The following is a 4699-nucleotide window of genomic DNA, read 5'->3' as shown; positions in this document are numbered from 1 at the left end:
CAAGGCTTGCAGCACGGATGATCTTCATGATCATACTAATGGTGCGGGGGGGTAGATAGTAATAGTGCGAAAGAGTGTTAGGAGGGGTGTTTTTGGTATGTTGTTGCAGGTTATACCAGCGCCTTTTTCTATGCTGGTTGAGTGATGATCAGGCTGTGTGGAGATCCCGGTGATCAAACTCGTCAGATCTTACGGCTCTCCTCGATCGCCCGCGCCCTGTTTTACATTATGATTTCTTAAAACGGGCCCGACCACAAAGGATATATTAAGTCTACATCTAATAAGGAAGCATATTCCGTTGATCGGAGTATGCAGCACGTTGAAACCGATTTCGGCATCTGTCGAAGGTTTTCATCTGTGCATGTAAGGTAATTGAATTGTTCAAACTGAACAAAAGGAGGAAATGATTAATGACTAAGAGATTAACGATCGCACTGATCGCACTCCTTGCACTCGCCATGATTGCAATGCTTCCCGCAGCGGCAGCACATGTAATTCCTAATAATGGAACTGTATTCCGTGGTGAACAGGGACTTGATATAGGCACTACTATTGGTATTGTCGCTGGTAATACCCTTGCTTGGTATGCAGCAGGTTCGAATCCGGCAACTGATGCACCACAGGCAACTATGGTTGTTACAAACCCTGCCAGCTTCTTTGTTGACCCAGGTATGAACCTTGGAGCTTGGTATGTAGTGGGCGGTGGAGCGGCATTCGTTGTCGCAGACCCGACACTTGCAATCTCAGTCTGGGACATGAACAACGTGGACAGGACTGATGCAGCTGTGATCAGACTTGCAGGTCTCCCTCAATCTGAGCTGAAATTCCGGATTATATCTAATCTTGATGCGATGGCATCCCAGCGTGGATTCATCTATCCGGCAAACCTGACAATCCGGGTCGGTACCCCAGATGGAAACGTCTTCACGACGCTTATTAATGCATCTGGGCAACAGACTGCTCTTACACCAGGCAATCCGTTTGCCTTTGCAAGTAACCAGACCGCTATTCGTTCAAACCCCTGGTGGGTTTATTCAAGTGCTTTAACACAGCAAGATGTCTGGGATGTCAGCAACGCACAGTACAAACGTGGTATCTACACGTTCTGGGCAACCTGTAATGTCAACTCGATGAATGATAACTACAATGTTGTTGGGAAGACAAAAACAACGACTCACACCATTGAACTCATCGATGAAGACACAACCATTACAGCAAACAAGGATGTTGTTGTTCGAAACAACGACTTTGCAGTGACTATCACCGGACGTCCAAACACCTACTATGCTCTCTGGGTGAAAGGAAGTTCCTCTGAAAGCAACATAACCGTTCCAAGAATTAAGACCGGTCAGCAGGGTGTTGTCGTTTCTCATGCACCTGTTGGTGCTTATACCTGGAAGACAGGTACAACTGTCACCGCCGATACACCTGGAGCGAATGCACTTCTGAACCTTCTCGCTGATGGAACTGGATCCTATGCCAACGTCACAACAAATGATAATGGTGTAAGAACTGTCCAGTTCATGACCAACCAGTCCACAAATGATAAGACCTTTACAATCCGTGTTCAGCGGACTCAGGCTGGCGTCATTACTGATGACTATGATGAAGTCAAGTTGAAGGTCGAAAAGGGTGCAGTTACAATCACCGCATCTGGCGACCGAACGTACTATCTCGGTCAGGAAGTTACGCTCTCTGGAACGAATTCTGATTCAGGCATAACCTACCTCTTCATCACCGGTCCAAACCTTCCAGGTGCTGGTGGAGATATTAATGCTCCTTCTACCGCAATCACTGCCGGTGGAGCAACTAATATTGCTGTTCAACGGACTGTTAAATCCGATGACACCTGGGATTACAAGTGGATGACCGGCGATGCCATGCTCGATCCGGGTACCTACACTATCTATGCCGTATCCCAAGAGAATGACAAGAACAATCTTGCCAATGTAAAGTATGGCACTGTCTCTGTTGTTATCCGGAAAGGCTTCATTACAGCTACCCCCTCAGCAACAACTGTTGCAAAGGGTGACAAACTCTACGTTCGTGGAACAGCTGAAGGCGAACCTGCCAATATTCAGATCTGGCTCTTTGGTGTAAACAAGTTCCAGATGGAACAGCAGAATGTTGAAGATGATGCAAGCTTCGAGTACGAAATTACCGGCGCAACAACCGCAGGTCTTTCTGCTGGACAGTACTTCATCGTTGCCCAGCACCCAATGGCAAACGGACAGTTTGATGTTTTAGACGATGACACCACCGTTGCAGGTTTAACCTTTATTGGTACACGTAATGCCCTTATTAACAATATACCTGCAGCGAATGCAGTAGGTGCAGAACTCTTCATCGCTGAGGGTAATGGTCGTCTTCAGGGCTCTGACGCCGCTGAGGCACTCACAAGAATGCTTGATCTCCAGTCGATTGACGACACGTACACCAAACTTACGTTCCTCGTTGAAGAACCCTGGATCAGGCTCGACACCGTCGGCGACAAGTATGTTGGAACCAAGTTCACCATCACCGGTACAACCAACCTCGCCGTTGATAATGAACTGATCGTTGAAGTTACCTCATCGTCCTTCAAGCCAACTGACAAGACCGCCAGCGGTGAATTCGCAGGTCAGTCTGGAGTTGTCAAGGTCGTTCAGGGTGACGCAGGTTACAACACCTTCTCAATGGAAGTTGATGCTTCAGGATTCACACCTGATGAGTACATCGTCAAGATTGAATCGATCGAAGCAGATGCAACCACAACCGCCACCTTCAACGTCCTTGAGGGTGTCCCGGTAACCCAGCCACCTGCAACCCAGCCACCTGCAACCCAGCCACCGGCAACCGTTGTCCCAACCCAGCCACCAGCAACCCCGGCATCACCCGGATTTGGTGCGCTTGTTGCGATTGCAGGTCTTGGTGCGGTAGCGTTCCTCGTTCTTCGCAGGGACTAAACCTAACCAACCTTAATTTTTCTTTTTCTTTGTCAGAGCAAAACAGGTGAGCGTTAGCTCTTTCCTAGTTAAAACGTAATTTTAGCGCTTTCGTTGCTATTTTCTTCTCTAATTTCTTTAGCTTGTTGTTTTTGTCGCAACTCGCTGATCCGTGTGGGTTTTGAATAGGGTACGAGTCATCATCTGGCTATCGGGTGCTTGAATCATGTATTCGGATCTGTTTACTGAGGCATTTTCCCCACCGCCCCTGTCCTGTCCGCACGTGCTTCGCAAGGAAGTTGTACTGGCTGACCGCAGATGCAACGCGGGAGGGGCGGGAATACTTCGGTGGCTGCCAGAAGCAGATAAATCCCCGATTCTTAAGAATCGCCTTTCAGGTTGCTCTGATGAGCAAGGGTTTATCAGCTCTGTCATCCTTATCCCTTCGCTCGCCCCGCCCCCCTATACCTGCGCCGCACCTGCTCCAATCAGTTCCCATGATCCGGTTGTTGGATCACGAAATAGCGAGGGAGGGTGTTTTCTTACCGGAATCACTATTCGGATTGAAAACCATATTCCTGTATTCTCATGAAGGCTCCAAAAAAGATTATTCTCAGGGAGGATATCGTAGAAGAGCTCCTTCATCTACGCAAACCCGGAATGGCGCTCTCCGGGGATATTAAAGAGATGATCGAGCACGAAAAGAAACGGCGTCTCCTTGATGATATCAGGCGTATTCAGGAGAGGGAAGAGCTTGTGGAGCTATTTTAGTAAGGTTGCTATAGAAAAGCGGATTATTAAACAGGAATAGCTTTTCCCGGTTTTCCGGCAACTTCAATATACCCGGCAATTGCCTCCTCGATATGACGTAATGCCTCTTCCCAGTTTGATCCTTCACTTATACATCCCGGTAGGAGGGGTACTGTTACAGTATATCCCCCGTCTTCATTCTTTTACATGAGTACTGTATAGCGAAGATGTTTCTCTGGCATAAAACAATCCAACTCTCCTGATTGAAGCATTGCATCCAGCATTATAAAGCCATAATGGCAATGTCAGATTATTCCCTTATCTCCCCTCTTCCAATCTTCCTCCTCCTCCTCTCTTTCCCAACCCACTCCCTCCCACTCTCCTGCCCAAACCCTGAAACCCTTCTTCCGGCAACCCTTATCTCTCCCGCCAACCAGATCCTCTTGTCATATACTGGCTATTACCGGAATGATTCAAAAAGGTAGTGTGATCTATGGTTCGTCTCTCTGGAAAAGTGATTGATATCGAATACCGGGGCATCCTCCTGAACCGGGACGACGCCCGCACCATCGGCGTCCTGGACGGGGATCGTGTCGAGGTGATCAATGAAGAGAAGAAGACCGCCGCACAGGCATTTGTAACAACAACCACAACACTGCTGCCGCAGGGAACAGCCGGCGTCTACCAGGTGACGAACCGGCGGCTCGCCCTTGAAGGAGGCGAACCAATCGAGATCCGGGCTGTCGGAAGGCCTTCCTCAATTGATTTCATTAAGAAGAAGATGGACGGCGGCAAACTCTCGATGGAGGAGACCCAGTCGATCGTCCGGGAGATCGTCGACGATACCCTCTCCCCCGGCGAGATCAGCGCATACATCGTAGGCACCTACATCAACGGTCTTGATATGGACGAGATCGAGTATCTCACCCGCTCAACCGTCCAGACTGGCGAGAAACTCTCCTTTGCCTCGCACCCGATTGTTGATAAGCATTCAATCGGCGGTGTCCCCGGCAACAAGATCACCC

General features: G+C 48.9%; 3 protein-coding genes and 2 pseudogenes. 3 read left to right on the top strand and 2 right to left on the bottom strand.

Annotated elements, in window-relative coordinates; all coding sequences use genetic code 11:
* The first annotated feature begins 410 nt into the window (after positions 1 to 410).
* The gene (locus tag QCH34_RS07115) at positions 411 to 2945 is read left to right on the top strand and encodes an MEMAR_RS02690 family S-layer glycoprotein (protein ID WP_300332248.1); all 2535 of its coding nucleotides are present in this window, start codon (positions 411 to 413) and stop codon (positions 2943 to 2945) included.
* A gap of 567 nt (positions 2946 to 3512) precedes the next feature.
* Entirely contained in the window at positions 3513 to 3695 is a 183-nt protein-coding gene (locus QCH34_RS07110; RefSeq protein ID WP_300332245.1) for a hypothetical protein, read from the top strand.
* A 26-nt stretch (positions 3696 to 3721) separates the two neighbouring features.
* On the opposite strand, the pseudogene QCH34_RS07105 reads toward QCH34_RS07110, so the two are convergent.
* Positions 3722 to 3862: pseudogene (locus QCH34_RS07105) on the bottom strand (type II toxin-antitoxin system HicB family antitoxin); the annotation flags it as partial.
* Between the two features lie 122 nt (positions 3863 to 3984).
* On the bottom strand, positions 3985 to 4107 hold the full coding sequence (locus tag QCH34_RS07100) for a hypothetical protein (protein ID WP_300332242.1): 123 nt from the start codon (positions 4105 to 4107) through the stop codon (positions 3985 to 3987).
* Positions 4108 to 4167: 60 nt separating this feature from the next.
* On the opposite strand from QCH34_RS07100, the pseudogene QCH34_RS07095 reads away from it, so the two are divergent.
* Positions 4168 to 4699: pseudogene (locus QCH34_RS07095) on the top strand (thymidine phosphorylase); the annotation flags it as partial.

Source organism: Methanocalculus sp., from assembly GCF_029762515.1.
In the GTDB taxonomy this organism is placed as follows: domain Archaea; phylum Halobacteriota; class Methanomicrobia; order Methanomicrobiales; family Methanocorpusculaceae; genus Methanocalculus.
Note: the sequence above shows the minus strand (reverse complement) of the source record. Positions and strands in the feature narration are given on the sequence as shown.

Coding starts and splice junctions, on each gene's coding strand:
- QCH34_RS07110 (WP_300332245.1), top strand. CDS start 3,513: ATGAAGGCTCCAAAAAAGATTATTCTCAGGGAGGATATCGTAGAAGAG.
- QCH34_RS07115 (WP_300332248.1), top strand. CDS start 411: ATGACTAAGAGATTAACGATCGCACTGATCGCACTCCTTGCACTCGCC.